Raw genomic sequence first — 26,974 nt, forward strand, 5'->3', positions numbered from 1 at the left:
GCGGCGCCTAACCCAGCCGGATCAGCGCATCCAGCCGCATCACGCCGTCGGCGCGGATCAGAACGGGGTTGATCTCGGCCTCTTGCACACGCTCATGCCGGGCAAGCGTGCTGACGTTTGCAACCAGTTCTGCCAGCGCCTCCAGATCCCCGGGCGGGCTGCCGCGATAGCCCCGCAACGGCGCAAAGCTTTTGATCTGGCGCACCATGTCGCGCGCCGCGTCGATGGATACAGGCGCAGGGCGCATGACCGCATCGCCCAACACCTCTGCCAGCATGCCGCCGGCGGCCAGCGTGACCATCGGCCCGACGCGCGGGTCGCGGGTCAGGCCGATCAACGCCTCTCCCAATCCCGTGGCCATTTCCTGTACCAGCACCGCACGAACGGGGCAGGGCGCTTCGGTCAGCATATCGGCCACCGCGTGGCGCAACGCGGCGTCGTCGGTCAGGTTCAACCGGATCGCGCCCGCCTCGGTCTTGTGTGGCAGGTCAGGGGACACCAGCTTGGCCACCACGGGATAGGTCAGGGGCACGTCGCCGGTGCCATCCGGCGACAACACCACCTGCGCGGGCTGCGCGATGTCCATCGCGGCAAAGACCTCTCCGGCGGCGACCTCGTCCATCACGCCTGCGGGGGCGGCGTTCAACAGGCCGCTTGCGGTCTGCGGTAAGGGCGTATCGCCCCGGCCGGGCAAAGGGTCGGCCAGAAGTGCCGCGACCCCTTCGGCGCAGCTTTCTACGCTGGCGAACGCGGGCACGCCGGTCTGGGCCAACAGGCGCAAGGCGTCGGGCGCATGGGGCAGCGGAATTGTGACCAAGGGCGCGTGACCGTCGGGGGCCGCAGACAGCGCCTTGATCAGCGGGTCCACCGTCAGGTCGGGATTATACTGGGCCGACGATCCGATGGCCGCAACCAGAACGCCCGTTTCGGGATCGGCCAGCAGGGATCCGATCACCGCCTCCATCACATCCGGTCTGGCCCCGGCCATGGTCACATCCACCAGCTTACCAGACCCAAGTGCGATGCCCTGTGGCCCCAGCTTGGCCCGCGTCTGCGCCCCGCAACCGGCGATCTCGACCCCTCGGGCGCTGATCTGGTCCAGCACCATGCCTCCGCCGCCGCCCGTGGTGGTCAGCACGGTCGCGGTCCGGGGGCGGTCAGGCTGCGCGCGGGCCTTCACCAGCGCGCCCGGCACATCCAAAAGCGCGTCGAAAATCGTCACCACCGTGATCCCGATCCCGCGCAGGAATGCCGGGATGGCCCCCGCCGCGCCGACGATGGCCCCGGTGTGCGACACGGCCAGTTGCTGGCCTTCGTCAGACTGCCCCAGAACGTAGGCCACGATCGGTTTGCCACGCTTTGCAGCCTCTTGCGCGAACCGTTCCAAAGCGCCTGCATCGCGCACGGTTTCCAGAAACAGCGCGAAACACGTGGTGGTAGGATCGTCCAACAGCGACAGTCCCAAGGTGCCCACATCCATTACCGCCTCGTTTCCCGTCGAGATGAAGTTGGCAAAGCCGATCCCGCGTGCCGTGCCGCGCGACGCCAGCATCCCGGTCATCGACCCGGACTGTGACAGAACAGTCAATCCGCCACGCGGGATCGCAGGATCCACGAAGGCCGCATTGGTGGTGCAGACGAACCCATTGGTCAGGTTCACAACCCCGGTAGAGTTCGGGCCGATCAGCGCGATCCCGGCTTCTTTCGCGATGGCGGCGGCGCGGGCCTGTCGGGCCGCGCCCTCCGGCCCGGCCTCGGCAAAGCCATCGGCCAGCATCGACACGACCCTGACGCCCGCCGCCGCGCAGTCTGTCAGCGCCTGCATCGCAGGTTCGGCGTCCAACAGGATATAGGCATGATCAATCGCGCCCGCGTCGGTGATCGAAGGCACGGCCCGCGCGCCCAGAACGGTTTCTCGCCGCGGATTGATGGGCACGACCTCTCCGCCAAAGCCATGCGCGGTCAGGAACTGCTGCGGCCGCGCGGTCAGGCGCGTCGGCGTATCTGACGCACCGATCAGCGCAACACGGGACGGCGCGATCAGCGCGCTTAGGTCGGGGGTCACGATCTCTCCTCCATTTTGGTATACCATAATGAAGGGTGTCGGATCGAAAAGCGAAAAGTTTCGACCATAGGTGCCTGATGTCCAGACTTACGGCATACCGAAATTCCTTGCGCCCTGCGTATCCCGCAGTAGCATCCCTGTCGGAGGAGGCCGCGAATGTTCGAAAAACTCACCCGTACCGCCGGGCCGGGCAGCGATTTGGCCGCAATGGCCCAAGGCTTGGATTGGGCGTTGATGCTGCAAGCGGATGACCATGACACCGCCGTCACCATCCGCGACGGGGCGGTGATGCAGGTGACCTCTGGCCCCTTCGTGCTGCCTTCGTGGCAGACCCGGCTGAGCGCCAGTGCCGACGAATGGGCGGCCTTCCTGCAACCGGTCCCGAAACCCGGCCATCACGACATCATCGCGCTGCTGCGGCGGGGCGCGATCCGGTTCGACGGCGACCTTCATCCGCTGATGGCGCATCTCTACTACGTCAAGCGGCTGCTGGCGTCGCTGAGGGCCGCAGAATGACCGTTCAGATTGAACCGATCACGGGCCGCTATGCCCATATAGACATCGACGGCACATCCCACCGCATCTATTGGGAAGAGGCCGGAGAGGGCATCCCGCTGGTCTGCCTTCACACCGCAGGCAGTGACGGGCGGCAATATCGCGCGCTGCTGAATGATCCCGACATCACCAAGGAATTCAGGGTAATGGTCTTTGATATGCCGTGGCATGGCAAATCGTCCCCGCCCGCAGGCCAAGTGGATCAGCCCTATCAACTCAGCTCTGACGCCTATATCGCGCAGATCATCGCCTTTTGCGATGCGATGGCGCTGGATCGGCCCGTCGCCATGGGGTGTTCGATCGGCGGAAGGATCGTTCTGCACCTTGCCCATCGCCACCCCGAAAGGTTCCGCGCCCTGATTGGCCTGCAATCCTCGGCCCATGTGGCACCCTATTACGACACAAGCTGGCTGGACCGCGCCGATGTGCACGGCGGTCGCATCTGTGGGGCAATCGCATACGGACTGATGGCGCCGCAAAGCCCCGAGGCCGACAAGGACGAAACCCGCTGGCACTATATGCAGGGCGGGCCGGGCGTCTTCAAAGGGGATATGTGGTTCTACAAGGTCGATGGCGACATGCGCGACATGCTGGACCAGATCGACACCTCCAAGGTGCCGATCCACCTGCTGACGGGCGAATACGATTATTCCTGCACCCCCGCCGATAGTGCCGATCTGGCGCAGCGTTTGGGTGTCGATCTGACCATCATGCCCGAGATGGGGCATTTCCCGATGTCGGAAAACCCGTTGAAATTCATGGAACATCTGCGACCTGTACTGGCCCGCATCCGCGACGCGGGCTAAGGCGCACTTTCCCTTGGCGCGCCTTTTGGCTACTCCGGCGTGAAACGACAGGAGTAGCCCCGTGACGCCAGAGGCCCGCATCGCCACCGCCGCCGAATTGCTGGATGCCATCCTGCAGGGCCAGCCCGCTGAACAGGCGCTGACCACATGGGCCCGCCGCAGCCGGTTCGCCGGGTCCAAGGACCGCGCCGCCATCCGCGACCATGTTTTCGACGCCCTGCGCTGCCGCCGCAGCTACGCCTATCTTGGCGGGGCCGAAGAAGGCCGGGCTTTAATGTTGGGCCATTTGATCGCGCAAGGCATTGATCCCAAAACCGTTTTTACGGGTCAGGGCCATGCCCCATCCGAATTGACCGAGGACGAATTGGCGCGGGCGAAACCTTTGGACGTGCTGTCAGACGCGCCAGAGGCCGTGGCGGGCGATATGCCAGATTGGCTGTGGCCTCTGCTTCGGGACGCCTTGGGCGACGACACGCCCGCAGTCGCCGACCGCCTGCGCCACCGTGCGCCCGTGTTCCTGCGCGTGAACCTTGCGAAAACCGATGTCGCGACCGCGCAGGCCAGCCTGACGTCCGAAGGGATCGACACGCAGCCGCATTCACTGGCCGACACGGCGTTAGAGGTCACCTCGGGCGCGCGTCAGGTCGCCCGCAGCCGCGCCTACATGGACGGTTGGGTCGAACTGCAAGACGCGGCCAGCCAAGCGGTCACGGCGGCGCTGCCCCTGTCCAACGGTATGAAAGTGCTGGACTATTGCGCGGGCGGCGGCGGTAAGACATTGTCGATGGCCGGACGGGTCAAGGCAGAGTTCACCGCCCACGACGCCAACCGCGCTCGCCTGAACGACCTGCCGGACCGCGCCCGCCGCGCGGGTGTGCAGGTGCGGATCGACGCCGCGCCCAAGGGACCATACGATCTGATCCTATGCGACGTGCCCTGTTCGGGCAGCGGGTCGTGGCGGCGTTCCCCCGAAGGCAAATGGGCGCTGACGCCTGACCGACTGGCCGACCTGACGGCGATCCAGTCTGACATCCTGTCGAAAACTGCCCCGATGGTCGCACCCGGCGGCACACTGGCCTACGCCACGTGTTCGCTTCTGCGCGCCGAGAATGAAGAGCGGATCGCCCAATTCCTGCACACGCACCCGGACTGGCAGATGACGATGGATCGCCGCTGGTCCCCGTTGGACGGCGGTGACGGCTTTTTCCTTGCCTGCCTGACCCGCGCCTAACGGAAAAATCCCGGCCCTTAGCCCGTCAGCACACGGTTTGTTAACCTTTGCTTAACCACCTTTGTGCGATGTCTGTGACGGGGCAAAGACGCACTAGAATGGGTCAGGGAACACGATGACGCAGGCCGATGGCGACGCAATGCTTGGGCCGGGCAGGGGGACGATCCCCTTGGCCGGGGGTGGTCTGTTGCGCCAGCCCGGCTTCTGGATTGCGATTGTTCTGACCTCTCTGGTCTTGTTTATCGTGGCCGTGATGGCGACGACATCCATTCTGCCGCGTCCGCTTGGCCTGTCGATGCTGGCCGCGGCGGCGACCCTTTTGGCGCTGATCACGGCAATGACGCTGCGCAACTGGTGGATGGCGCGCGCCGCCGGACCGGATGGCGCGCTGGCCCGGATGCTTGATCTGCAAACCACTGCGGGGTTGATCACTGATGCCGCACTGACCATTCGCCACGCCAATCCCTCTGCCCGGCGCCTTTTGCAGATCGGGCCGAAGGACAAGCTGACACAGGCGCCGCCGCTCACCCCCGACGATGCCGATGCCATTGCGCGCAGCGACGCCTCCACCGGGTCGTTCCTGCGCCAGATCGCCCTTGGCCCCGATCTGTGGACGCTGTCCGCCACGCGTCTGGACGCAGGGCTGATCATGTGGTCGCTGACACCGGCCTTCACCGCGGCTGATGACAGCGATGACGCGCTGCCCACCCTGACGATCGACCAGCGTGGCAAGGTGATCTTTGCCAACGCCCGGGCTGTGACGTTGCTGGGGCAGGCACCCGACCAGCTGCGCGACGTCGTCGACCATGCAGCCGTACCCGAGGGGGGCACCGTCACCACTGTCGCCACCGCCAGCGGCCTGCAGCCGATGCTGATCACCGACCTGACCACCGGTGTTTCGGGCACCGACCCCCGTCAGATCGCGCTGACCCCGCTGACCCCGCTGGCCACGCCTGAACCCGCCGTACCCGCGACGCAATCCGATTGGAACGTCGTCGAAGATCTGCCCGTGGCGCTGCTGTGGTTGGATGCCGCTGGCCGTGTGCAGCGCGCCAATCGCGCCGCGCTGCGCCTGATCGGGGACGCCTGCGCGCCAGGTGTGAAGCTGATCGACCTGACCGAAGGCCTTGGTCGTCCGCTGAGCGATTGGATGGATGAAACGCTTTCTGGTGCCCGCGTCGGCGCGCCCGAATTCCTGCGCCTGACCGGATCGCCCAGTGAAACCTTCGTCCAGATGTCCCTACACGCCCATGACGACGGGGGAGAGCCCGCAATCATGGCCGTCCTCAGCGACGCGACAGAGCTTAAGACGCTTGAGGCGCAATTCGTCCAAAGCCAGAAGATGCATGCCATCGGCCAGCTTGCAGGCGGTGTTGCGCATGATTTCAACAACTTGCTGACCGCGATCTCTGGCCATTGCGATCTGCTGCTGCTGCGCCATGATCAGGGCGATCCGGAATATGCGGACCTTATGCAGATCAACCAGAACTCCAACCGGGCGGCGGCTCTGGTGAACCAGCTTCTGGCCTTTTCGCGTAAACAGACCCTCCGCCCCGAGGAGATTGACCTGCGCGACACGCTGGCCGATCTGACGCATCTGCTGAACCGGCTGGTGGGGGAAAAGGTCACCCTGTCCTTCAGCCATGACACGGTTCTGGGATCGATCCGCGCGGACAAACGTCAGTTGGAACAGGTCCTTATGAACCTCGTGGTGAACGCGCGCGACGCCATCGACGGGGCCGGTGAAATCCGCATCGTCACCGAACGCGTGACCTATGACACCGCGCTGACCCGCGACCGTGCCAGTGTGCCGCCAGGCGAATACGTCTCGGTCAAGGTGATCGACACCGGCTGCGGCATCCCGCCCGACCGCCTGACCAAGGTGTTTGAGCCGTTCTACAGCACCAAGAAACTGGGCGAAGGTACCGGGCTGGGGCTGTCGACCGCCTACGGCATCATCAAACAGTCCGGGGGATTTATCTTTGTCGATTCGACCCTCGGGCAGGGGACCTGTTTCACCCTTCTATTCCGCACCAGCAAAAGTGACCCGACCCTGATGACAGTGACTGAACAAGACACCTCTCAAACCGCGAAACATGCCGATGGCGTCGTTCTTCTGGTCGAAGACGAAGCCCCCGTGCGCGCCTTTGCTTCTCGTGCGCTGCGTCTGCGCGGCTACACGGTGATCGAGGCGGAAAGCGGTGAGGATGCCTTGAAAACGCTGGAAGATCAGAACCTTCACGTCGATATCTTTGTCACCGACGTGGTCATGCCCGGCATGGACGGCCCCACATGGGTGCGTCAGGCGCTGACGACACGGCCCGATGTGCGGGTGATCTTCATGTCAGGCTATGCCGAGGAAAACTTTGGCGACGAACAGGCGCGCATCCCCAATTCGACCTTCCTGCCCAAGCCGTTTTCGCTCGCCGAACTGACCCAGACAGTGCAGGGCAGCTAGATCGAGGCGTAAAGCGCGAACTCTGCCGCACATTTGCGGCGCAGCTTGGCCTCGGTCTCGGCCGAAAGCTCCAGCGCCATCTCCGGCGACACGTTTTCCTGTGTCAGTTCGATTCGCCGATCCAGCCGGTTTTCCAGATAGGTGTGCAGGCTGGCTTGATCTTCATACTTGAAAAACCGCGTCACGCGGGTGCCATTTCCCGCCGGCTCAACGAATTTTGCCTGGCTGCCCACATTTGCGAAGGCCGGCTTGTCGCCCTGGCAATACGCCTCGACAAATTCTTCAAAGCTTACATCGTAAGTACTGTTCGGTTTGCCCTGCATGAAAGGCCGTCTGCGGTACCGATACCAGCTGCCCAGCCACGATACGGGTTCGCGGATTGTGGCAATAACCTCAAGGTCTTCGGCGATAAACTTCTCTAACATCGGACGAAAGAACCGGTTGTAGCGAAAGACCGGCGCATGCTTCAGCTCCGGCGGGTCGTTCACCACGATATCCGCCACCGGGCCAAGCGCCTTTTCCCAGGCCGTTGTGCCGGTTTTCGGCACCGACAGGAACACCAGTTTGGCCTTTGCAAATACCAGCATCTTACCCCTCGAGAACTTGTTCACGCTTCCTTAACCAATAGGGCGAAAACTGTCAGTCAGAAAGATTTTAGTTGAAATGTTCTCTTTTTGATCTCATACAGAACAAGAGGCGAACAAAGGCGGTCATTGCCGCCGAATATCGGGTATGAAATAAGGGGCTGAACCAGATGGCAACGGCAGATTTACTTTCCATGGATAGCAAGCGCGACGAGAACAAACAAAAAGCGCTCGACAGCGCCCTGGCGCAGATCGAACGGCAGTTCGGCAAGGGCTCGATCATGAAACTGGGCGGCAAGGATGCCATCCAGCAGATCGAAGCGACCTCGACCGGATCGCTTGGCCTCGACATCGCGCTTGGCATCGGCGGCCTGCCCAAGGGGCGGATCATCGAAATTTACGGGCCTGAATCGTCCGGTAAAACCACGCTGACGCTACATTGCGTGGCCGAAGAACAGAAAAAGGGCGGCGTCTGCGCCTTTGTGGACGCGGAACACGCGCTGGACCCCGGCTATGCGAAGAAACTGGGCGTCGATCTGGACGAACTGCTGATTTCGCAGCCCGACACCGGCGAACAGGCGCTTGAGATCACCGATACGCTGGTCCGTTCCGGCGCGGTATCCATGGTCATCGTCGACTCCGTCGCGGCGCTGACGCCGAAATCCGAACTTGAAGGCGACATGGGCGATAGCTCCGTCGGCGTACACGCCCGCCTGATGTCTCAGGCGATGCGGAAACTGACCGGATCGATCGCGCGGTCGAACTGTATGGTCATCTTCATCAACCAAATCCGGATGAAGATCGGCGTCATGTTCGGCTCCCCTGAAACGACTACTGGCGGTAACGCGCTGAAGTTCTACTCCTCCGTCCGCCTCGACATCCGCCGCATCGGCGCGATCAAGGAACGCGACGAAGTGGTCGGCAACCAGACCCGCGTCAAGGTCGTGAAAAACAAGGTCGCGCCACCGTTCAAGCAGGTGGAATTCGACATCATGTACGGTGAAGGCATCTCGAAAACCGGTGAACTGCTGGACCTCGGGGTCAAGGCTGGCGTGGTCGAAAAATCCGGCTCTTGGTATTCCTACGGCGACGAACGCATCGGGCAGGGCCGCGAAAACGCAAAGTCCTTCCTAAAGGAAAACAAGGAAATCGCCTACGCCATCGAAGACAAGATCCGCGCTGCCCACGGTCTGGAATTCGACATGAGCGATGCCGACGTCCCCGACGACGACGTGTTGGACGCTTAACCAAAAAGGCCCGGCCAAAGCGCCGGGCCTTTTCTTTGGTGGGCAGTGGTCCTTAGACGCGTTTCAAGAAGCCGTCGTGCGTGACGGTGATCATCAGCTTTTGGGCGATGTCTTTCTGAATCTCGAACTCGGGATTGGTCTTGATGTATTCATGCACTGCCGATTTCGGGCTGTTGCCCGGGCCCCAAGGGCGGTCGGGGTAGGTGCCTTCGGGCATGTCTTCGATCAACGTGTCGAAGACCACGCAATAGCTGCCTTTGGACGTCAGCGGTGCATAGGCCTCAAGCTCGGCCAGGACGTGGTCATGGGTGTGCATGCTATCCAAACAAACGAGAACACGGTCGTAGCCAGCTGCGACCTCGCGAACCTGCGCGACCACATCATCGGCGATGGAAGAGCCTTGGATCATCTGGATGCGCGACGCCATCGCGTGCGCCTCGATCGCCGTTTTGTTGTGCGCGCGAATGTCGATGTCCACGCCCAGAACTTTACGCTTTGACTCTGCCGGGTTGATGGTCTCGCCGCTTTTGATCGCGTCTTCCATGTCCATAAGGGCCAACATCGAGGCCGAGAAAATCAGCGACCCGCCGTGCGCGATGCCGGTTTCGATGATCAGATCGGGCCGCACCTCCCATATGATTTCCTGCATCGCCACGATGTCCTGAGGATATTGGATGATGGGGCGGTCCAACCAATGATAATTGTAAGGATACTGCAAAGCGGCCGACTGCTGCAAAAAGCGGGCGGCGGTCTGATTGATTTCTTTGTCCTGTTCCAGATTGGCGATGCGGCCAGCGATTTCTTGTTTGAAGTCAGTCATGGGTCTTTCCAAAGTTTAAGGTGTGGTGGGCCATGAGGCGCCGATACTCAAATGGGTCAGGGTTTCGATTGCAGCGGGCTGCCGACGACATGCGGAGGATCGAAGAGGTTTTCAGGTCTTGCGCCGAAGCGAAGCAGATCGCGACGACCGTAGCCGTCAGCGATGGACTCGGCCAATTCGCGAACAGTGATCGGGGTACCAGTGCAGATGTTCAACGCGCCGGTTATGTCGCCCAACGCGACGTCGGCCAGCATGTCGCCCGCTTTGGTGACGTCGATAAAGTCGCGGACCTGCTTGCCAGAGGTCATATCGACAGGCTCACCCGCAGCAAGTTTCTGGTGCAGGAAGGGAACCAGACGCCGCGGGTCTTCGCCGTCCCCATACAGGTGGAACAATCGCGCCCATGCCAATTGTGTATCGGATTGCGCAAACAAACCCTGCAGCGCAGCGTGGGTCCCAGCCTTGGCGCCCGCGTAGGGCGTTTGCGGGTCCAAGGGCGCATTAAAGCCAAGAACCTTGCCCGTCATTTCGTATTCAAAGCAGGTCCCGATCCCAACGAACCGCGCAACTTTGCCAGCGGCCGCGCGCGCCATTGTCAGTGTCCCGCACATGCAGTCGTGGTTCACCGGAGAGGTCAAGTATTCACCCGGCGTGGCGATCCAGGCCAGATGAATGACTATATCTATGTCGCGCAAGACATCGCCCCACCATGCCTGACTTTCCGCGAATAAATCCGGCGTCTCTATGGTGGTCACGCCTTCGATCTGTTGGCCGGGGCGAAGGGTGGCGTGGACCTTAGCGCGATTTTTCAGCGCCCGGATGACCTGCCGTCCGACGAAACCCGTCCCACCTGTGACCAGTACCCGTTTCATCGTACCCGGATTTCCGGCACGGCCGTGACGAAACGGGTGCCCTGTTCTGCAAGGTCGGACAGTTGGGCCATGACCTCGTCAGCGATGTTCCAAGGTAGGATGACAATGACGTCCGGGCGCTTTTCCGTTAATACGTCTGGCGACAGAATAGGGATGCGGCTGCCGGGTAGGAATTTGCCGATCTTGGACGGGGCGGCGTCACAGACGTAGGGCAAGAGGTCGGGCCGAACGCCCGCATAGTTCAAAAGCGTGTTGCCCTTCGCTGCCGCGCCGTAGCCCGCGATCGTGGTCCCCTTGGCTTTTTCGTCCAGCAGGAACCGCACAAGACCATCCTTGACCTGATTTGCCTGGTCTTGGAATGCCGAATAAAAATCTCCGTCGTCCATACCGCGACCGATCTCTTCGGTCAGTAGTTGATCGACACGATCAGACTGGTTACGGGCGGACGCTTCGAGGCAGCCAAAGACGCGCAGGCTGCCACCGTGAGTGGACAGTTCTTCGACGTCAAAAACGCGGAGGCCGGCGGCCTTGAAGATGCGCGACACCACAAGCAGCGACAGGTAGGAATAATGTTCGTGATACACTGTGTCGAACTGGCGGAATTCAACCAGCCGCATCAGGTGCGGAAATTCCAGCGTCACAACGCCTTCGGGTTTAAGAGCCTGCGCGATGCCAAGTGTGAAATCATTGATGTCGGGGACGTGCGCGTAGACGTTGTTGCCGGCGATCAGGTCGGCCTTTTTCCCCTCGGCAGCCAGTTTTCGGCCTAGGTCTTCGCCGAAGAACTCCTGCAGGGTGGGCACGCCGATAGCCTCTGCCGCTTCTGCCGTGCTCTTGGTGGGTTCAACGCCAAGGCAGGGGATACCCGCCTGCACGAAATTCTTCAGCAAGTAGCCGTCGTTCGACGCGACCTCGATCACGAAACTAGACGCGTTCAAGTCGAAGCGGTCGGTCATTGCCGTGGCATAGCGTTTCGCGTGGTCTAGCCAACTGGAAGACGTGGACGAGAAATAGGCGTAGTCGGAATTAAAGTACGTGTCGGCCGAAGCGAAATCTTCAGTTTGGACCAGCCGACAGCTGTCGCACACGAACAATCGCAGTGGATAAAAGGTCTCGGCCTGATTCAGCGTGTCCTGGGTCAAGTAGGAGTTGGACGGCGGCGCGGCGCCAAGGTCTAAAAACTGCCGGTGAAGCGGCGTGGAACAGTGTCGGCAATTCATAGTTTTATAGGCTCCAGGTCCGCAAGAATTGGGTGTGTGCGATCACGATCAGAGATTTCCTGCAAGGGTAGGGGCCAGTTGATTGCGACGTTATTGTCGGTGAAAGCCAGCCCTCCTTCGTGATCGGGGCTGTATGGCGCCGAGTGCATATACAGCATTTCAACATCGTCGGTTAGCGTCTGATATCCATGTGCGAAGCCCGCAGGGATATACAATGCGCGGCGATTTTCCGAGGACAGTTCGACATGGATGTGCTGGCCGTATGTCGTGGACCCATCACGCAGATCAACGGCCACGTCGTAGATCGCACCGGCGATGCAGCGAACAATCTTCACCTCGGCCGCCGGCGGGCGCTGAAAATGCAAACCGCGCACTGTTCCTTTGCGGGCGTTGAACGACAGGTTCATCTGCGGCCAGTCTGTCACTAAGCCAGCAGTCGCGAATTCATCCGCACAATAGCTACGCGCGAACCATCCGCGGTTGTCGCCGCGCGGCTCAAGCTCGATCAAACAGGGGCCGGGGATTTCGAGCGGAGTGACCTTCATGCGGCAAGAAACTCTTTGATCTGCGCATCCGTAATCGCGGTTACATCGGCCCCTTCGGCGTGTGCGCGGTACCATTCGGCGGTCTTCGATACGGCTTGCTCAAAGCTCCAAACGGGCTTCCAACCCAGACGTCGCCGGGCGAGATCGCTGGTGACCGACAACAACCCAGCTTCGTGCCGGGCCGAACCAGAGGATGTGTCGCGCCATTCGCCGGGCCAAACGTCACAGAACTGGTTCAGCAGATCGCGGACCGAATGGAAATCTTCGGCGGCTGGGCCAAAATTGTAGGCGCGCGCATGGGATAGGTCCGCATGCAGACGCTCGGCCAATTTCATGTACCCGGAAATGGGTTCCAAGACATGTTGCCAGGGACGCACAGCGCCGGGATTTCTGACCTCGACGGCCACGTCTTTGAAAAAGGCGCGGGCGATATCCGGAACGATCCGGTTTTCGGCCCAATCCCCGCCGCCAATGACGTTGCCAGCCCTGGCAGAGGCAATCCTAAGCGATCCCTCTAGCCCGAAAGATGCTTGCCAGCTTTGGGTCAGAATTTCGCAGGCCGCCTTGGAAGCGCTATAGGGGTCGTGTCCGCCCAATCGGTCGCTTTCGCGGTAGGGCTGATCCCACTCACGGTTTTTGTAAACCTTGTCGGTCGTGATGACGATGACGGTCATGGGTTTGTGCGTGGCGCGCGCGGCTTCCAGCACGTTAGTCGTCCCGCCCACGTTCGTATCCCACGTCTCGCGCGGTGCGTCGTAGGACCGAAGTACCAGCGACTGGGCGGCAAGATGGAACAGAATATCCGGTTCAACCTCGGCGACGCGCTGCGCAACCCTGTCGTAGTCTCGTATGTCGACTTCGGCATGATCCAGGCGGTTTTCCAGATCCAGTTGATCAAATAGCGACACGTCGCCTTCAGGCGGAAGTGCAAGGCCGAAAACCTTTGCCCCAAGCTGGTTCAAAAGCTGCGCCATCCACGCCCCTTTGAACCCGGTGTGTCCGGTCAAAAGAACACGTCTACCAGACCAAAATCCGCTCACGCCCAAACCTTCCACGGCGCCTTGCCGGATTGCCAATGATTTTCCAGCGCCGTCTTGTCACGCAGAGTATCCATCGCGGCCCAGAAACCGTCGTGTTTCCAGACCGAGAGCTGCCCATCACCCGCCAAGGATTCTAGCGGACCTGCTTCGAAGACCGTGTCTGGGCCGTCGATCCGGTCGATCACAGACGGGTCCAGCACGAAAAATCCGCCGTTGACCCAACGGCCGTCACCCTGCGGTTTTTCCAGAAACTGTTTCACCTTGCCGTCTTCGATATCCAGCGATCCAAACCGGCCCGCTGGTTGCACGGCCGTGATCGTCGCCGCGCAATCATGCGATTTGTGGTGCGCGACCAGCGCGGTGACGTCGATGTCGGAAACGCCGTCACCGTAGGTCATGCAGAACGGCTCATCCAAAAAATGCCGGACGCGTTCCAAGCGCCCGCCAGTCATGGTCGCCTCTCCGGTGTCTACGAGGGTGACGCGCCAAGGTTCAGCATACCGCTGATGCACTTCCATCGAATTGTTCGACATGTCGATGGTCACGTCCGACGTGTGCAAGAAGTAATTCGCGAAGTATTCCTTGATCATATAGCCTTTGTAGCCACAGCAGATCACGAAATCATTCAGGCCATGGGCGCCGTAAAGTTTCATGATGTGCCACAAGATCGGCTTCCCACCGATTTCGATCATGGGCTTCGGACGAATGTGGGATTCCTCGCTAATTCGCGTGCCGAGCCCACCTGCAAGAATTACTGTCTTCAAAGTCTTTATTATCCCCGATCCAATACCCTGCGGGTGTTCTAGTAAGCTAAACTAATTTTCGCCAGAGGTTTACGTTCGCGACAACGCTGCGAAAGGCTCAGACTCGATGCTGGTCGAGACGCGGGATGGCTCAATCCCCTTTACCCCCAACACGCATAAGGATATCCCCGTCCCAAACGGAAATCTGACCGAAAGACCGCGCCGATCATGACTGGCCTCGCCGACATCCGCTCGACCTTCCTGAATTACTTCAACAAGCAGGGACACGAAGTTGTCCCCTCCAGCCCGCTGGTGCCGCGCAACGATCCGACCCTGATGTTCGCGAACTCGGGCATGGTGCAGTTCAAGAACCTCTTCACCGGGGTTGAGACGCGCGATTACAAACGCGCCACCACCGCCCAGAAATGTGTGCGCGCTGGCGGGAAGCACAACGATCTGGACAACGTCGGCTATACCGCGCGGCACCATACCTTCTTTGAAATGCTGGGGAATTTCAGCTTTGGCGATTACTTCAAATCCGACGCCATCCCCTTTGCATGGGAATTGGTGACCAAGGAACTGGGCATCCCCAAGGACAAGCTGCTGGTCACCGTCTACCACACCGATGATGAGGCGGCGAACATCTGGAAAAAGGTCGCTGGCATCAGCGACGACCGTATCATCCGCATCGGCGACAAACCCGATGGCGGCAGCGACAACTTCTGGCAGATGGGTCCGACCGGCCCCTGCGGTCCCTGCACGGAAATCTTCTACGACCACGGCGAAAAATTCTGGGGTGGCCCTCCGGGAAGCCCCGAAGAAGACGGCGACCGGTTTATCGAGATCTGGAACCTCGTCTTCATGCAGTACGAACAGTTCGAAGACGGATCGCGTCGCGAGCTTGAGGCGCAGTCGATCGACACCGGCATGGGCATCGAACGGGTCGCGGCCCTTCTGCAGGGTACCAACGACAACTACGCCACCGACCTGATGCGCGCGCTGATCGAAGACAGTGCGCACAAAACCTCGACCGATCCGGACGGGCAGGGCAAGACGCACCACCGCGTGATCGCGGACCACTTGCGCTCGACGTCCTTCCTGATCGCGGATGGGGTGATGCCGTCCAACGACGGGCGCGGCTACGTGCTGCGCCGGATCATGCGCCGCGCCATGCGCCATGCGCACCTGCTGGGATCGCAGGATCCGCTGATGCACCGTCTGGTCCCTGAACTGGTCCGTCAGATGGGCGAGGCCTATCCTGAACTCCGTCAGGCGCAGGCGCTCATCGAAGAAACGCTGAAACTGGAAGAAACCCGGTTCCGTCAGACGCTCGATCGCGGTCTGAAGCTGCTCGACGAAGAATTGACCGGGTTGGCCGATGACGCGGCGCTGCCGGGTGAGGCGGCGTTCAAGCTGTACGACACCTACGGTTTCCCGCTGGACCTGACGCAGGACGCCCTGCGGGAAAAGGGCCGCACGGTGGATACCGATGGGTTCAACACCGCCATGGCAGAACAGAAAGCCAAGGCACGTGCCGCTTGGGCCGGGACCGGCGAAAGCGCGGACCTGAGCCTGTGGTACGACATCGCTGATGAACATGGCGCGACGGACTTCCTGGGCTATGACACAGAAACCGCCGAAGGTCAGGTGATCGCCATCGTCAAGGACGGTGCACTGGTCGATGCGCTGAATGCGGGCGATGAAGGGTGGATCATCACCAACCAGACGCCATTCTACGGCGAATCTGGCGGTCAGGTCGGCGATACCGGCTGGCTGCGGCGGCTGGAAAACGAAGACGATCAGGCGCAGGTCACCGACACGCAAAAGATGGGTGGCGGCAAGATTTTCGCCCATAACGTCAAGATCGCCAGTGGCACGTTTAATGCCAATGATGCTGTCGCGCTTGAGGTCGATCACGCGCGCCGGTCCACGATCCGCGCCAACCACTCTGCCACTCACCTGCTGCACGAAGCCCTGCGCGAGGCGCTTGGCGATCATGTGGCGCAGCGCGGGTCGCTGAATGCCCCGGATCGTCTGCGGTTCGACTTTAGCCATTCCGCCGCGCTAAGCGATGAAGAACTGCGCCGGGTCGAGGCCGAGGTGAACGAATACATCCGTCAGAACACGCCCGTCGACACGCGCATCATGACGCCCGACGATGCCCGCGCTTTGGGGGCTCAGGCGCTGTTCGGGGAAAAATACGGCGACGAAGTGCGCGTCGTGTCCATGGGCCGGAAGAACACCGGTAAGGGCACGGACGGCAATACCTATTCGCTGGAACTGTGCGGCGGCACCCATGTGACCCGCACGGGCGACATCGGGGCCTTTGCGCTGACCTCGGAAACCGCGTCGTCGGCTGGTGTGCGCCGGATCGAGGCGTTGACGGGGCAGGCGGCTTTGGCCGAACTGCGCGGCCGTGATCTGGCCCTGACGCAGATCGAAGGTATGCTCAAGGCCGTTGGGTCGGAAGCCGTCACGCGTGTCAAAGCGCTGATGGACGAACGTCGCGCGCTGCAGAACGAAGTGGCGCAGCTGCGTCGTGATCTGGCCATGTCCGGCGGGTCCGGGCAGGGCGGCGGGGCCGAGGCGAAAGAGATCAATGGCGTGAAGTTCCTGGCGCAGGCGCTGACCGGCGTGTCGGGCAAGGATCTGCCTGCGCTGATCGACCAGTTCAAGGATCAGATCGGATCGGGCGCGGTGCTGTTGATCGCCGACACGGGCGGTAAGGCTGCCGTGGCGGCAGGTGTGACAGCGGATATGACCGACAAGATTTCGGCCGTCGATCTGGTGCGGGCGGCTGTGCCCGAGCTGGGCGGCAAGGGCGGCGGTGGTCGTCCGGACATGGCGCAGGGCGGTGGTGCCGATGCGTCCAAGGCCGAGGCCGCGATCAAGGCCGCAGAGGTCGTATTGGAGGGATAAGATGCCAGCACTCTGGATTGCACATGTGACCGTCACTGATGCCGACGCCTATGGCAAATACGCCGAACTGGCGGGTCCGGCGATCGCGAAACACGGTGGCACCTTCATCGCCCGCGGCGCGCGGTTTGTTCAGCTGGAAGGCAAGGAACGTCCGCGCAATGTGGTCGCCCGTTTCCCAAGCGTCGAGGCGGCGGTCGATTGCTACAACTCGCCCGAATACCAAGAAGCGCTGGACCACGCCCGTGGCGCGTCCGAGCGTGAGTTGATGGTGGTTGAGATCACCGAGTAAGCCTTGCCGGGTGAGGGGCGCTGCCCCTCGGCGGCGGTGCCGCCTCACCCCGGAGGTATTTTGGGAAAGATGAAGATCAGTAGGGGTTCTTCGGTCCCCGGTCTGACGACAACGTCTGCTGACGACGCGTGACAAGCAGTTCGATCGCATCCGCCAGATGGATTTGCGCGATGTTGTAATCGCCGCGTTCTACACGGATACGGTGCGCTTCGATCATCACGTCTGCATGGGTGCAGCCCACGGGCGGTTCAAACCGGTAGCAGGCCAATTCGATCAGCAACCCCATGGGATCCTTGAAGTAAATCGAATCCATGAAGCCCCGGTCCTTTGGGCCGGAATGGCCGATGCCGCGTTCGTTCAGCCGCTCGACCGCCTGATCCCAAGTCGCTTTGGACACGTTGAACGCCAGATGGTGGACGCAGCCGGGGTCTGTGGGCGTGCGGCGCGGATCGGGTTTGCGCTTTTCGTTCGTGAAGATCGTGATCAGCCGTCCATCGCCGGGATCGAAATACAGGTGACCTTCGTCCGGATCGTCCAGATTGGGCTGGTCAAAGATAAACGGCATCCCCAGCACGCCTTCCCAGAAATCGATCGATGTCTGGCGGTCGGCGCCGGTCAGGGTGATATGATGTACGCCTTGGGTCTGAAGCTTGCGCATGGTGTCCTCCGTCTTCGGTTGAGACAGAGAATAGGGCAGGCTGGCCAAAAAGGAACGTGTTCCGCTGCACCTTTTCTGTGTGCGGATGCGCATATGATTGCGCGCAGAACTGGTTATATGTGCGTCAAACGCAGATAGGAGTGTGTCATGCTGGTAAATGGCGAATGGGCAAAAGATTGGGACCCGGTTCAGAAATCCGATGAAAAGGGCCGTTTTGTGCGCCAGACGTCCAGCTTTCGCAGCTGGATCACGCCGGATGGCAGCGCGGGCCCGACGGGCGACGCGGGCTTTAAGGCTGAACCGGGCCGCTATCGCCTGTACGTCGCGTTTATCTGCCCGTGGGCGTCCCGCACACTGATGGCGCGCAAGCTGAAGGGGCTGGAAGATATGATCGCGGTGACCGTCGTGAACCCGACGCTGACCGATCAGGGCTGGGCTTTTGGTGGCTATCCCGGCGCGGATGAGGATCCGCTGTTCGGCGCGGCGCATATTCACGAGCTTTACACCCGCGCCGACCCCACCTTCACCGGCCGCGCCACTGTGCCTGTGCTGTGGGACGAACAGACCGGCACCATCGTGAATAATGAGAGCGCCGATATCCTGCGGATGCTGGACACGGCGTTTGAACACCTCGTGCCGTCGGACCTGCGGCTGTACCCCGAGGACCTGGCCGACCAGATCGAGGCGCTGAACCCGCGGATTTATGACGAGCTGAACAACGGTGTCTACAAATCCGGTTTTGCCACCTCGCAAGAGGCTTATGACGAAGCGGTTGAGGGCGTGTTCAACATCTTGGATGAGCTGGAGGACAAGCTGGAGGGTGATTACATCTTTGGTGACCGGCTGACCGAAACCGATATCCGCACCTTCGTCACGCTGATCCGCTTTGACGCGGCGTATCACGGTATCTTCAAAACCAACCGTCGCCAGATCGCGGATTACCCCCGACTGCAGGCCTATATGGAGCGGATTTATCGCCTGCCGGGTGTGGCCGAAACGGTGAACATGGATCACATCACGCGCGGCTATTATTCAATCAAGGCCCTGAACCCTCAGCGCATTCGTCCCACGGGCCCCGCCCATATCACCCGCCTGTTGGAGAGCGTTCAATGATCCCGACCCAAGCCGCCGCGCACGACAGAGAGTGGAGCAGGATACACCGCCGGTCCCTTATCAAGGGCGCTGGCGCGGCGATGCTGACCGCTGGTCTGGCCGGGACTGCGCGGGCAGGAAACCCGCTGCCCATGTCCGCGCCGATCCATGTGGGGACCGTCGGGCTGAAGGTGCGCGACGCCGAGGCCGTGTCGCAATGGTATCAACTGGCCGTCGGTCTGCGTGAAGTGTCCCGCGACGGCGCGGTGATCTGGCTGGGGGCCGCTGGCGTGCCCCTGCTGAAACTAACGCAGGACGACACCCTGCGGCTGGCCCCAAGGACTGAGGCCGGGCTGTTCCACACCGCCTTTCTGCTGCCCTCGCGCCCCGATCTGGCGCGCTGGATCAACATGGCAATGGATGAGGTGATCCCCGTCGACGGCGTCGCCGACCATCTGGTGAGCGAGGCGATCTACCTGACCGACCCAGAGGGTAACGGGGTCGAGATCTACGCCGACAGGCCGCAGGACACATGGGTCTGGCGCGACGGTCAGATCGATATGGCCACTGATCCGCTGGATGTGGATGGCATCCTCGGGTCGCTTGGGCCGATGTCCACGCCTTGGACCGGCGCGCCTGCTGGCACTGTCGTGGGGCACGTGCACCTGAAGGTTGGCGAAGCGACGAAGGCCGCACAGTGGTGGCAGGACACGCTTGGCTTTGACGCCGTGCGCGCGCGCCGGGATGCGGTGTTCCTGTCGACGGGTGGCTATCACCACCACATCGCCGTCAACGAATGGATGAGCGCCGGGGCCGCCCGCCGGTCTGAACGCGCGACGGGCTTGGATTTCGTGGAACTGCGCGGAACGAATGACACTGGCGCGGCGGAATGGGTCGACGACTGGGGCACGCGGATCAGGTTTGGCTAAGCGGATGGGGGCGGCGGCGCTAGGGGCAACGCCCAAGGGAACGCCTTGCCAGATGGCAAAGACATCCCACATTCAACGGCATGCGCACCACTGACCTGCCCAACATATCGTCGCCCAAGTCCCTAATGCGCCGGTTCGAAATCGCCACGCTGGTGGTCATCATGATCTCGGCCGGGGCACTATGGGCCTTTGTCGCCTTGGCGGCCGAGATGATCGAAGGCGACCTGCACGCTTTTGACGAAACGGTGTTGCTGGCGTTGCGGACGCCGGGGGATCCGTCAAACCCCATCGGATCGACGCAGGTTGAAACCATGATGCGCGATATCACCGCGCTTGGCGGGGTGACGCTGTTGTCGCTGATCACCTTGGCGGTAATCACCGCGCTGATCCTGAAGCGTCAGCGGGCCACCGCAGGATTCCTGGCCGTGGCGATGCTGGGCGGGCAGGTGCTGTCGCATGTGACCAAGCTGGGGTTTTCTCGCCCGCGCCCAGACCTTGTGCCCCATGGGGTAGAGGTCGCAACGGCGTCTTTCCCCTCGGGCCATTCGATGATGGCGACGGTCACCTATCTGACATTGGCGGTGATCCTGACGCGGTCGGAAAAATCCATACGGCTCAGGGCCTTCTACCTTGGCGTCGCGGTGATCCTAAGCCTTCTGGTCGGCACCAGCCGGGTCTATCTGGGGGTGCATTGGCCGTCGGACGTTCTGGCGGGATGGTCCCTGGGGGCCTTCTGGGCGCTTGGCATCTGGCTGGTGGCGCGCTGGTTGCAGCACCGCGGGCGGATCGAACCCAGCAAATAGGGCTGAGCACGTCAGGCGTCAGGACGTCAGGCCCCAGAACATCAGGCCAAGAAAAAGGGCGCGTTGCCGCGCCCTTTCGTTAGGTATTTTTGACCAGAAGAACTTAGGACGCGCGCGACTGACGCTTGCGTTCATGCGGGTCCAGATAGCGTTTGCGCAGACGGATTGCGTTCGGCGTCACCTCGACCAATTCGTCGTCGTTGATGTAGGCGATAGCCTCTTCCAGCGACATGGTGATCGGCGTGGTCAGACGAACCGCCTCGTCCGTACCAGAGGCGCGGACGTTGGTCAGTTTCTTGCCCTTCAGCGGGTTCACTTCCAGATCGTTTTCACGGCTGTGTTCGCCGATGATCATGCCCGTGTAGACCGGCGCCTGCGCACCAAGGAACATGCGTCCGCGATCTTCGAGGTTCCACAGGGCATAGGCCACGGCTTCCCCGTTCTCCATCGAAATCAGAACGCCCGCGCGACGGCCTTCGATCGCACCTTTGTAGGTGGTCCAGCCGTGGAAGACGCGGTTCAGCACGCCGGTGCCGCGCGTGTCGGTCAGAAACTCGCCGTGATAGCCGATCAACCCGCGCGACGGCACATGCGCAATGATCCGCGTTTTGCCAGCGCCGGCGGGCTTCATCTCGACCAGTTCGCCCTTGCGGGGGCCGGTGATCTTTTCGATGACTGCGCCGGTGTATTCGTCATCCACGTCGATGGTGACTTCTTCGACCGGCTCTTCGCGGCCCGACTCGCCATCACGCATGATAACCTGCGGGCGAGAGATCGACAGTTCGAACCCTTCACGGCGCATGTTTTCGATCAAAACGCCCATCTGAAGTTCGCCACGGCCCGAAACCTCAAAGGCTTCGCCACCGGGGGTGTCCTTGATCTTGATGGCGACGTTGGATTCGGCCTCTTTCATCAGGCGATCCCGGATCACGCGCGACTGAACCTTCTTGCCGTCACGACCCGCCAGCGGGCTGTCGTTGATGCCGAAGGTCACGGTGATAGTCGGCGGATCGATGGGCTGGGCTTCGAGCGGTTCGTCCACGGCCAGCACACAGATCGTGTCGGCCACGGTCGCCTTCGTCATGCCAGCCAGCGAAACGATGTCGCCTGCAACGCCTTCTTCGATGTCCTGCTGGGCCAGACCACGGAAGGCCTGAATCTTGGTGACGCGGAATTGTTCGATCTTCTGGCCAACGCGGGACAGGGCCTGCACGGTGGCGCCGACCTTGATCTTGCCAGTCTCGATCCGGCCCGTCAGCAGGCGGCCCACGAAGGGGTCAGCGCCCAGAGTTGTGGCCAGCATACGGAAATCATCGTCCGCTTTTTTCTGCTGCTTCGGTGCAGGCACGTGGTTCACGATCAGGTTGAACAGTGCGGACAGATCCTTGCGCGGTCCGTCCAAGTCGTGATCGGCCCAGCCCGAGCGGCCGGAGGCGTACATATGCGGGAAGTCCAGCTGGTCTTCGTCTGCGTCGAGAGAGGCGAACAAATCAAAGCATTCGTCCAGCGCGCGGTCAGGTTCCGCATCCGGTTTGTCGACCTTGTTCAGCACCACGATGGGGCGCAGGCCAAGGGCCAGTGCCTTGGAGGTCACGAATTTCGTCTGCGGCATCGGGCCTTCGGCCGCGTCCACCAGCAGGACCACGCCGTCGACCATGGACAGGATCCGCTCGACCTCGCCGCCGAAATCGGCGTGGCCGGGGGTGTCCACGATATTGATCCGGGTGCCTTTCCATTCGACGCTCGTCGGTTTGGCGAAGATGGTGATACCGCGTTCGCGTTCCAGATCGTTGCTGTCCATGGCGCGTTCGGCCACGGCTTGGTTTTCGCGGAAAGCGCCGGATTGTTTCAGCAGCTCGTCCACGAGCGTGGTTTTGCCGTGGTCAACGTGGGCAATGATGGCGATGTTGCGCAGATCCATGGGGCGTCCTTTGGTGAGTTGGCGCCCGCGTATACTGCATCTGCAGAAAAGGCTAGGGGGAAACGCGGAAACCCGGCGGGATCAGGCGCGTCGCCCCCAAGGTCCGTGCACGCGCGCCACAGCCCAGCTTGAACCGGGCCAGCGCCATCCCGTCGTCGGTGTCGATGGTCCCAAGGTCGATCCGGCAGATGCCCTTGATGAAGAGCCGCTTCATCGCCTCAAACATCAGAAGGTTGTGAGCGTGGGTTTTGCGCCCCTCTGATCCCGTCCAGCCTGTGGTGTATGTGGCGACAGGCCCGTGCAGCAGAAACAGCATGAAGGCGATGGTGTCGCCGTTCAGCCGCGCCTGTAGCAGGCAGGTCTGGTGCGGATTGGCCGTGGCATAGGCCGCAAGAAAGGCGGGCGTATAGCTGCGATAGCCCCGCCGCCGTCGCTGACGCAGTTCGGGGCGCAGCAGGGCGGCGTCGCGGTCAGGGTCATACAGCGTTTCGCGCACCACCAGCGCACTATCCTGCGCCCGCCGCAGCCGATTGCGCCACTTGCCGTGCATATTCGCCCATATGTGATCCATCACCGGGGGGCGCGGCACGTTCAGTTCGGCGATATGTTGTGCCGTCAGGATGGGAAAGCCGGGGGTGTCGCCAGCGGTCTGATCGGGCACCTCAGGGATCACCAGCCGCGCCGCGCGGCGGGGCAGGGCAGAGAGCCACTTGGCGCGCCCGTCGCCAAGGTCGGCGCGCGGCAGGTAATAGAGCGGCACAGGCCCGAAACGCCGCCGCAGGGCATAAAGCGGTGTGTCCCCATCCGGCGCAAGATCGATCACCTGCCGCCCCATCAGGCGCAGGGTCGCCACATAGCGCGACGATTGTTGCAATGGGATCAGGTCAGGCAAATCCATGGCTGCGATCAGCTTAGCACGAGGCCTCTGAAAGCATGGTTAACGTCCTCGGTGGGGCCGCGGTAAAATTCGCCCCCACGATCAACCCGATATTTACCCCCCGGATTTAGGTTGGTGGCATGTCTGTGAGATACGTTCTACGCGATCTGACGCTGCCTTCCGCCCGGCTGACGTGGCAGGGTGCGCTGGTGATCGCCTTACTTGGATCGGCGCTTTGGCTGACTGCGGTGATCGCGGCGCGGATCATGATCCATATGCTTTAGGCGCGCATTAAAAAGCCGGGCGAATAAGCCCGGCTTTTTAATCGTGTCATAGGCTTTGGCCTTGATCGACGTCGCCCGATCAGAACGGGATTTCGTCGTCCAGATCGCGACCGCCGCCGCCGCCACCGCTGCCACCGGACGGGCCGCTGTCGTACCCGCCGCCGCTGTCATAGCCGCCGCCCCGGTCGTCATAGCCGCCTTGAGAGCCGCCACCATAACCACCGCCACTGCCGCCGCCATCACCACGGCCATCCAGCAGGGTCAGTTCGCCACGATAGGGCCGCAGCACCACCTCGGTCGAGTAGCGATCCTGACCGGACTGGTCCTGCCATTTCCGCGTCTCAAGCTGACCTTCGATATAAACTTTGGACCCCTTGCGCAGATATTGCTCTGCGATGCGGGCCAGCGGTTCCGAGAAAATCGCCACCGAATGCCATTCGGTGCGTTCACGGCGTTCGCCGGTGTTACGGTCTTTCCAATTCTCGGACGTGGCGATGCGCAGGTTACACACCTTGCCCCCGTTCTGGAACGACCGGACCTCGGGGTCGCGGCCCAGATTTCCAACGATAATGACCTTGTTGACGGATCCAGCCATCGCAGCCCCCTGTATACGGATTCCTTATGTCGGACGGTTACACCAGAGAGTTACGAAAGAGTAAAGTTGCCCGACCCAAGTATTCGCCCCCTAAACCCGGGTTATAGGCGCGCAAGCTCAGGGTCTAAGCGGGACATCTGCAACCCCGGTTCAATGGCCGGCACCGGTCGGCATGGGCAAATCTTCCGTCACTGCCAGCACTCAGGCAGCCACACTTAGCAAAGGAAAACCCCAATGAAAAAGCTCGCTCTGCTTGCCGCCCTGATCACCGCAACCACTGGCGCCACCGCCCTGCAGGCGTCGAACTATGGCATGATCTCTCAGGAAACCCGCGCACAGATCACCGAAAAGCTGACGGCCCAAGGCTATGACGTGCGCAAGATCGACGCCGAAGACGGCATGATCGAAGTCTATGCGCTGAAAGACGGTCAGCGGCTGGAACTGTACCTCGACAAAGACCTGAACATCGCCCGGTCCAAAACGGACGATTGATCCGCACCGTTCCCCCTGTCTCTCCGGTTCCGGGCTGTCTGGCCCGGGGCCGCAACCAAGGACTTCGCCATGCAAAGCATTAAGGTTTGGGACCCGCTGGTCCGCATTTTCCACTGGGCGCTTGTCGCAGGTTTCGCCGCCAACGCCCTTTTTACAGATGACGAAAGCAAGCTGCACGAATGGGTGGGCTATGCCGTTGTCGGGCTGATCGCGGTCCGCATCCTCTGGGGGCTGATCGGCACCCGCCACGCCCGGTTCAAGGACTTTCCGCCCAGCCTGTCCGCATCGATGGAGCAGGTAGGGGATATGGCCACCGGCCGCGTCACCCGCCACGTCGGTCACACGCCGTTGGGGGCCTTGATGATCTACAACCTGCTGGGGTCGATGCTGCTGATCGGACTGACGGGCTGGATGATGACCACCAATGCTTTCTGGGGCGTCGGCTGGGTCGAAGAGGCGCATGAAGTCATGGTCGCCTGGGCCGAGGTATCGGTCGTCGCCCATATCGCGGCGGTTGTCTATGAAAGCTGGCGCACCAAAGTGAATTTGCCGCGCGCCATGGTAACGGGTAGAAAAAACATGCCCGCCACCGATGAAAGCCCTGCATGACCCCGAACGGCCAATCCCATGGACCTATGACAGACGCCGTCGCGAACACCTCCGTTCGCGGCGTGGCGGGAAACCCGGCCTCCAGCTATCTGCTGGCCGGGTTGATCCTGTTGCAGGCGCTTTGTGTCATCTTCTTTGCCTCTGACGCCATCGCCGACATCTGGGGCAGCGGGCGCGTGGCCTTTGCCAACTGGCATATCGTGGTGGAAACCATCGCGTCGGCAGCCCTGTTGGTGGCTTTGGTCATTCAGGTGCGCGTTCTGATTTTCCTTGTCACCCGGCAGCGCCGCCTGTCGCGCGCCGTCACCGCCGCCGCAGGGGGGCTGCACGATCTGGTCGAAGCCTATTTCGCCGATTGGTCCCTGACCGCATCCGAAAAAGACGTGGCCTGGCTGACCCTGAAGGGCCTCAGCATCAGTGAGGTCGCCGCGATCCGGGGCAGCGCAGAGGGCACGGTCAAGGCGCAGTTGAACGCTGTCTATCGCAAATCCGGTCTGGCCGGGCGCAACGCGCTGCTGGCGTTGGTGGTCGAGGATCTGTTGTCCGGTGACCTTGTGCAGTCGACGCAAACTGGGGCGGGGAATGCGCAGCACTCCGCCGATGGGGTGACGTCCCGGTGATCGCGGGCAATTCACGGTGGCAATTTGTGGATAAACCTGCATAAACTCCGCCCAGACACGGATGCATTGGCAGATTAGGGGCATCTCTTGGGACAGGCACGATCCACGCTGGTAGCAGCGGCCTTGGCGGTTTGCGTCATTGCGCCGGATTTGGCCGTGGCCGATGTTCTGTCGTCGCGGTCCCGGAACAAACTGTTCGGAACCCAGACCAGCGTTCTCGATACCCGTGCCCGCCAGCAATACAACAACTCGGTCCGGTTGCAGCCGACGCGCGTGGTGACGCCATCCAAGTGGGGCGATGAATCCGTCAAGGCGTGGCGCGGTCGCTACAAGGGTCCGCATCTGTCCACGGCCCGCAACGCTGCGCGTCAGCATGGCGTGCCCGAAGACCTGTTCCTGCGGCTGGTGCAGCAGGAAAGCGGCTGGAACGACAAGGCGCTGTCCCACAAGGGCGCGATCGGTCTGGCCCAGCTTATGCCCGCCACGGCGCGCAAGCTGGGCGTCGACCCACATGATCCGCGCCAGAACCTTGAAGGCGGCGCGCGCTATCTGGCCCAGCAATACCGCAAGTTCAAATCCTGGCGTCTGGCGCTGGCCGCTTACAACGCTGGCCCCGGTGCGGTTGAAAAATACAACGGCGTCCCCCCGTACAAGGAAACGCTGAACTACGTGCGGATCATCTGGGGCAGCTGATCAGCAA

Annotated in this window: 27 protein-coding genes; 15 read left to right on the plus strand and 12 right to left on the minus strand. The window is 61.7% G+C overall.

Features of this window, described 5'->3' with window-relative positions:
• Positions 1–7: 7 nt before the first annotated feature.
• Positions 8–2,065, minus strand: a complete 2,058-nt coding sequence (locus ACI3GR_RS05585; protein WP_407493092.1) for an acetate--CoA ligase family protein — start codon at positions 2,063–2,065, stop codon at positions 8–10.
• Between the two features lie 156 nt (positions 2,066–2,221).
• On the opposite strand from ACI3GR_RS05585, the gene ACI3GR_RS05590 reads away from it, so the two are divergent.
• The 4 genes from ACI3GR_RS05590 to ACI3GR_RS05605 all read left to right on the plus strand — a co-directional run bounded on the left by ACI3GR_RS05590 (position 2,222) and on the right by ACI3GR_RS05605 (position 7,115).
• Positions 2,222–2,581 (plus strand): hypothetical protein, encoded by a 360-nt coding sequence (locus ACI3GR_RS05590; RefSeq protein ID WP_407493093.1) that lies wholly within the window; start codon positions 2,222–2,224, stop codon positions 2,579–2,581.
• A complete protein-coding gene (locus ACI3GR_RS05595) occupies positions 2,578–3,426 on the plus strand; it encodes an alpha/beta fold hydrolase (protein WP_407493094.1) in 849 nt (282 codons plus the stop codon). The genes ACI3GR_RS05590 and ACI3GR_RS05595 overlap by 4 nt, the downstream gene beginning before the upstream one ends.
• A 61-nt stretch (positions 3,427–3,487) precedes the next feature.
• On the plus strand, positions 3,488–4,657 hold the full coding sequence (locus tag ACI3GR_RS05600; RefSeq protein ID WP_407493095.1) for an RsmB/NOP family class I SAM-dependent RNA methyltransferase: 1,170 nt from the start codon (positions 3,488–3,490) through the stop codon (positions 4,655–4,657).
• Positions 4,658–4,772: 115 nt separating this feature from the next.
• Complete coding sequence (locus ACI3GR_RS05605; RefSeq protein WP_407493096.1) at positions 4,773–7,115, plus strand: ATP-binding protein; 2,343 nt, start codon at positions 4,773–4,775, stop codon at positions 7,113–7,115.
• Here ACI3GR_RS05605 and ACI3GR_RS05610 read toward each other — a convergent pair.
• Positions 7,112–7,702 (minus strand): sulfotransferase family protein, encoded by a 591-nt coding sequence (locus ACI3GR_RS05610; protein WP_407493097.1) that lies wholly within the window; start codon positions 7,700–7,702, stop codon positions 7,112–7,114. The genes ACI3GR_RS05605 and ACI3GR_RS05610 overlap by 4 nt on opposite strands.
• Before the next feature lie 167 nt (positions 7,703–7,869).
• Here ACI3GR_RS05610 and recA point away from each other — a divergent pair, with 167 nt between their 5' ends.
• Positions 7,870–8,946, plus strand: coding sequence for a recombinase RecA (gene recA / locus ACI3GR_RS05615; RefSeq protein WP_407493098.1), 1,077 nt, complete (start codon positions 7,870–7,872; stop codon positions 8,944–8,946).
• Positions 8,947–8,998: 52 nt separating this feature from the next.
• Here the strand turns inward: recA and ACI3GR_RS05620 are convergent, their stop codons facing one another.
• Genes ACI3GR_RS05620 through rfbF form a run of 6 tightly spaced genes read right to left on the minus strand, consistent with a single transcriptional unit; the run spans position 8,999 to position 14,207 of the window.
• A complete protein-coding gene (locus ACI3GR_RS05620; RefSeq protein ID WP_407493099.1) occupies positions 8,999–9,766 on the minus strand; it encodes a cephalosporin hydroxylase family protein in 768 nt (255 codons plus the stop codon).
• Between the two features lie 56 nt (positions 9,767–9,822).
• Complete coding sequence (locus ACI3GR_RS05625; RefSeq protein ID WP_407493100.1) at positions 9,823–10,638, minus strand: NAD-dependent epimerase/dehydratase family protein; 816 nt, start codon at positions 10,636–10,638, stop codon at positions 9,823–9,825.
• Positions 10,635–11,858, minus strand: coding sequence for a methyltransferase domain-containing protein (locus tag ACI3GR_RS05630; RefSeq protein WP_407493101.1), 1,224 nt, complete (start codon positions 11,856–11,858; stop codon positions 10,635–10,637). The genes ACI3GR_RS05625 and ACI3GR_RS05630 overlap by 4 nt, the downstream gene beginning before the upstream one ends.
• Entirely contained in the window at positions 11,855–12,403 is a 549-nt protein-coding gene (gene rfbC / locus ACI3GR_RS05635) for a dTDP-4-dehydrorhamnose 3,5-epimerase (protein ID WP_407493102.1), read from the minus strand. The genes ACI3GR_RS05630 and rfbC overlap by 4 nt, the downstream gene beginning before the upstream one ends.
• A complete protein-coding gene (gene rfbG, locus ACI3GR_RS05640) occupies positions 12,400–13,458 on the minus strand; it encodes a CDP-glucose 4,6-dehydratase (protein ID WP_407493606.1) in 1,059 nt (352 codons plus the stop codon). The genes rfbC and rfbG overlap by 4 nt, the downstream gene beginning before the upstream one ends.
• Positions 13,440–14,207: a glucose-1-phosphate cytidylyltransferase gene (gene rfbF, locus ACI3GR_RS05645; protein ID WP_407493103.1), complete on the minus strand. Its 768-nt coding sequence runs from the start codon at positions 14,205–14,207 to the stop codon at positions 13,440–13,442. Before rfbF ends, rfbG begins: the two co-directional genes overlap by 19 nt.
• 207 nt (positions 14,208–14,414) lie before the next feature.
• Here rfbF and alaS point away from each other — a divergent pair, with 207 nt between their 5' ends.
• Together alaS and ACI3GR_RS05655 are read left to right on the plus strand one after the other, a co-directional pair.
• Entirely contained in the window at positions 14,415–17,105 is a 2,691-nt protein-coding gene (alaS, locus tag ACI3GR_RS05650; RefSeq protein ID WP_407493104.1) for an alanine--tRNA ligase, read from the plus strand.
• Between the two features lies 1 nt (position 17,106).
• Positions 17,107–17,394, plus strand: coding sequence for a DUF1330 domain-containing protein (locus tag ACI3GR_RS05655; RefSeq protein WP_407493105.1), 288 nt, complete (start codon positions 17,107–17,109; stop codon positions 17,392–17,394).
• Positions 17,395–17,470: 76 nt separating this feature from the next.
• On the opposite strand, the gene ACI3GR_RS05660 is transcribed toward ACI3GR_RS05655, so the two are convergent.
• The gene (locus ACI3GR_RS05660; RefSeq protein ID WP_407493106.1) at positions 17,471–18,052 is read right to left on the minus strand and encodes a VOC family protein; all 582 of its coding nucleotides are present in this window, start codon (positions 18,050–18,052) and stop codon (positions 17,471–17,473) included.
• 147 nt (positions 18,053–18,199) lie between these two features.
• Between ACI3GR_RS05660 and ACI3GR_RS05665 the strand changes: the two genes are divergently transcribed.
• The 3 genes from ACI3GR_RS05665 to ACI3GR_RS05675 all read left to right on the plus strand — a co-directional run bounded on the left by ACI3GR_RS05665 (position 18,200) and on the right by ACI3GR_RS05675 (position 20,876).
• Positions 18,200–19,165, plus strand: coding sequence for a glutathione S-transferase family protein (locus ACI3GR_RS05665; protein WP_407493107.1), 966 nt, complete (start codon positions 18,200–18,202; stop codon positions 19,163–19,165).
• The gene (locus tag ACI3GR_RS05670; RefSeq protein ID WP_407493108.1) at positions 19,162–20,073 is read left to right on the plus strand and encodes a VOC family protein; all 912 of its coding nucleotides are present in this window, start codon (positions 19,162–19,164) and stop codon (positions 20,071–20,073) included. Before ACI3GR_RS05665 ends, ACI3GR_RS05670 begins: the two co-directional genes overlap by 4 nt.
• A gap of 80 nt (positions 20,074–20,153) precedes the next feature.
• A complete protein-coding gene (locus ACI3GR_RS05675) occupies positions 20,154–20,876 on the plus strand; it encodes a phosphatase PAP2 family protein (RefSeq protein WP_407493109.1) in 723 nt (240 codons plus the stop codon).
• Between the two features lie 103 nt (positions 20,877–20,979).
• Here ACI3GR_RS05675 and typA read toward each other — a convergent pair whose 3' ends face one another.
• On the minus strand, positions 20,980–22,797 hold the full coding sequence (gene typA / locus ACI3GR_RS05680) for a translational GTPase TypA (protein WP_407493110.1): 1,818 nt from the start codon (positions 22,795–22,797) through the stop codon (positions 20,980–20,982).
• Between the two features lie 52 nt (positions 22,798–22,849).
• On the minus strand, positions 22,850–23,695 hold the full coding sequence (locus ACI3GR_RS05685) for a GNAT family N-acetyltransferase (RefSeq protein WP_407493111.1): 846 nt from the start codon (positions 23,693–23,695) through the stop codon (positions 22,850–22,852).
• A 119-nt stretch (positions 23,696–23,814) separates the two neighbouring features.
• Here ACI3GR_RS05685 and ACI3GR_RS05690 point away from each other — a divergent pair, with 119 nt between their 5' ends.
• Entirely contained in the window at positions 23,815–23,958 is a 144-nt protein-coding gene (locus ACI3GR_RS05690) for a hypothetical protein (protein WP_407493112.1), read from the plus strand.
• 79 nt (positions 23,959–24,037) lie between these two features.
• On the opposite strand, the gene ssb is transcribed toward ACI3GR_RS05690, so the two are convergent.
• Positions 24,038–24,553 carry a single-stranded DNA-binding protein gene (ssb, locus tag ACI3GR_RS05695; protein WP_407493113.1) on the minus strand — a complete coding sequence of 172 codons (516 nt, stop codon included), beginning with the start codon at positions 24,551–24,553 and terminating at the stop codon, positions 24,038–24,040.
• Between the two features lie 234 nt (positions 24,554–24,787).
• On the opposite strand from ssb, the gene ACI3GR_RS05700 reads away from it, so the two are divergent.
• The 4 genes from ACI3GR_RS05700 to ACI3GR_RS05715 all read left to right on the plus strand — a co-directional run bounded on the left by ACI3GR_RS05700 (position 24,788) and on the right by ACI3GR_RS05715 (position 26,967).
• Positions 24,788–25,045 carry a PepSY domain-containing protein gene (locus ACI3GR_RS05700; protein WP_407493114.1) on the plus strand — a complete coding sequence of 86 codons (258 nt, stop codon included), beginning with the start codon at positions 24,788–24,790 and terminating at the stop codon, positions 25,043–25,045.
• A 69-nt stretch (positions 25,046–25,114) separates the two neighbouring features.
• Positions 25,115–25,654 (plus strand): cytochrome b/b6 domain-containing protein, encoded by a 540-nt coding sequence (locus ACI3GR_RS05705; protein ID WP_407493115.1) that lies wholly within the window; start codon positions 25,115–25,117, stop codon positions 25,652–25,654.
• Between the two features lie 26 nt (positions 25,655–25,680).
• On the plus strand, positions 25,681–26,274 hold the full coding sequence (locus ACI3GR_RS05710) for a helix-turn-helix transcriptional regulator (RefSeq protein WP_407493116.1): 594 nt from the start codon (positions 25,681–25,683) through the stop codon (positions 26,272–26,274).
• A gap of 87 nt (positions 26,275–26,361) precedes the next feature.
• Positions 26,362–26,967 (plus strand): lytic transglycosylase domain-containing protein, encoded by a 606-nt coding sequence (locus ACI3GR_RS05715; protein ID WP_407493117.1) that lies wholly within the window; start codon positions 26,362–26,364, stop codon positions 26,965–26,967.
• Positions 26,968–26,974 lie beyond the last annotated feature (7 nt).

The sequence above is a fragment of the Pseudooceanicola aestuariicola genome (genome assembly GCF_045763785.1).
Lineage (GTDB): Bacteria > Pseudomonadota > Alphaproteobacteria > Rhodobacterales > Rhodobacteraceae > Pseudooceanicola.

What these genes read in the sequence shown, in the direction of transcription:
- ACI3GR_RS05705 (WP_407493115.1), top strand. Translation starts at nt 25,115, where the DNA reads ATGCAAAGCATTAAGGTTTGGGACCCGCTGGTCCGCATTTTCCACTGG.
- ACI3GR_RS05605 (WP_407493096.1), top strand. Translation starts at nt 4,773, where the DNA reads ATGACGCAGGCCGATGGCGACGCAATGCTTGGGCCGGGCAGGGGGACG.
- typA (WP_407493110.1), bottom strand. Translation starts at nt 22,797, where the DNA reads ATGGATCTGCGCAACATCGCCATCATTGCCCACGTTGACCACGGCAAA.
- ACI3GR_RS05685 (WP_407493111.1), bottom strand. Translation starts at nt 23,695, where the DNA reads ATGGATTTGCCTGACCTGATCCCATTGCAACAATCGTCGCGCTATGTG.
- rfbC (WP_407493102.1), bottom strand. Translation starts at nt 12,403, where the DNA reads ATGAAGGTCACTCCGCTCGAAATCCCCGGCCCCTGTTTGATCGAGCTT.
- ACI3GR_RS05595 (WP_407493094.1), top strand. Translation starts at nt 2,578, where the DNA reads ATGACCGTTCAGATTGAACCGATCACGGGCCGCTATGCCCATATAGAC.
- ACI3GR_RS05675 (WP_407493109.1), top strand. Translation starts at nt 20,154, where the DNA reads ATGCGCACCACTGACCTGCCCAACATATCGTCGCCCAAGTCCCTAATG.
- ACI3GR_RS05660 (WP_407493106.1), bottom strand. Translation starts at nt 18,052, where the DNA reads ATGCGCAAGCTTCAGACCCAAGGCGTACATCATATCACCCTGACCGGC.
- ACI3GR_RS05625 (WP_407493100.1), bottom strand. Translation starts at nt 10,638, where the DNA reads ATGAAACGGGTACTGGTCACAGGTGGGACGGGTTTCGTCGGACGGCAG.
- recA (WP_407493098.1), top strand. Translation starts at nt 7,870, where the DNA reads ATGGCAACGGCAGATTTACTTTCCATGGATAGCAAGCGCGACGAGAAC.
- ACI3GR_RS05690 (WP_407493112.1), top strand. Translation starts at nt 23,815, where the DNA reads ATGTCTGTGAGATACGTTCTACGCGATCTGACGCTGCCTTCCGCCCGG.
- ACI3GR_RS05620 (WP_407493099.1), bottom strand. Translation starts at nt 9,766, where the DNA reads ATGACTGACTTCAAACAAGAAATCGCTGGCCGCATCGCCAATCTGGAA.
- ssb (WP_407493113.1), bottom strand. Translation starts at nt 24,553, where the DNA reads ATGGCTGGATCCGTCAACAAGGTCATTATCGTTGGAAATCTGGGCCGC.
- ACI3GR_RS05710 (WP_407493116.1), top strand. Translation starts at nt 25,681, where the DNA reads ATGACAGACGCCGTCGCGAACACCTCCGTTCGCGGCGTGGCGGGAAAC.
- ACI3GR_RS05670 (WP_407493108.1), top strand. Translation starts at nt 19,162, where the DNA reads ATGATCCCGACCCAAGCCGCCGCGCACGACAGAGAGTGGAGCAGGATA.
- ACI3GR_RS05590 (WP_407493093.1), top strand. Translation starts at nt 2,222, where the DNA reads ATGTTCGAAAAACTCACCCGTACCGCCGGGCCGGGCAGCGATTTGGCC.
- ACI3GR_RS05610 (WP_407493097.1), bottom strand. Translation starts at nt 7,702, where the DNA reads ATGCTGGTATTTGCAAAGGCCAAACTGGTGTTCCTGTCGGTGCCGAAA.
- ACI3GR_RS05655 (WP_407493105.1), top strand. Translation starts at nt 17,107, where the DNA reads ATGCCAGCACTCTGGATTGCACATGTGACCGTCACTGATGCCGACGCC.
- ACI3GR_RS05630 (WP_407493101.1), bottom strand. Translation starts at nt 11,858, where the DNA reads ATGAATTGCCGACACTGTTCCACGCCGCTTCACCGGCAGTTTTTAGAC.
- alaS (WP_407493104.1), top strand. Translation starts at nt 14,415, where the DNA reads ATGACTGGCCTCGCCGACATCCGCTCGACCTTCCTGAATTACTTCAAC.
- ACI3GR_RS05700 (WP_407493114.1), top strand. Translation starts at nt 24,788, where the DNA reads ATGAAAAAGCTCGCTCTGCTTGCCGCCCTGATCACCGCAACCACTGGC.
- ACI3GR_RS05665 (WP_407493107.1), top strand. Translation starts at nt 18,200, where the DNA reads ATGCTGGTAAATGGCGAATGGGCAAAAGATTGGGACCCGGTTCAGAAA.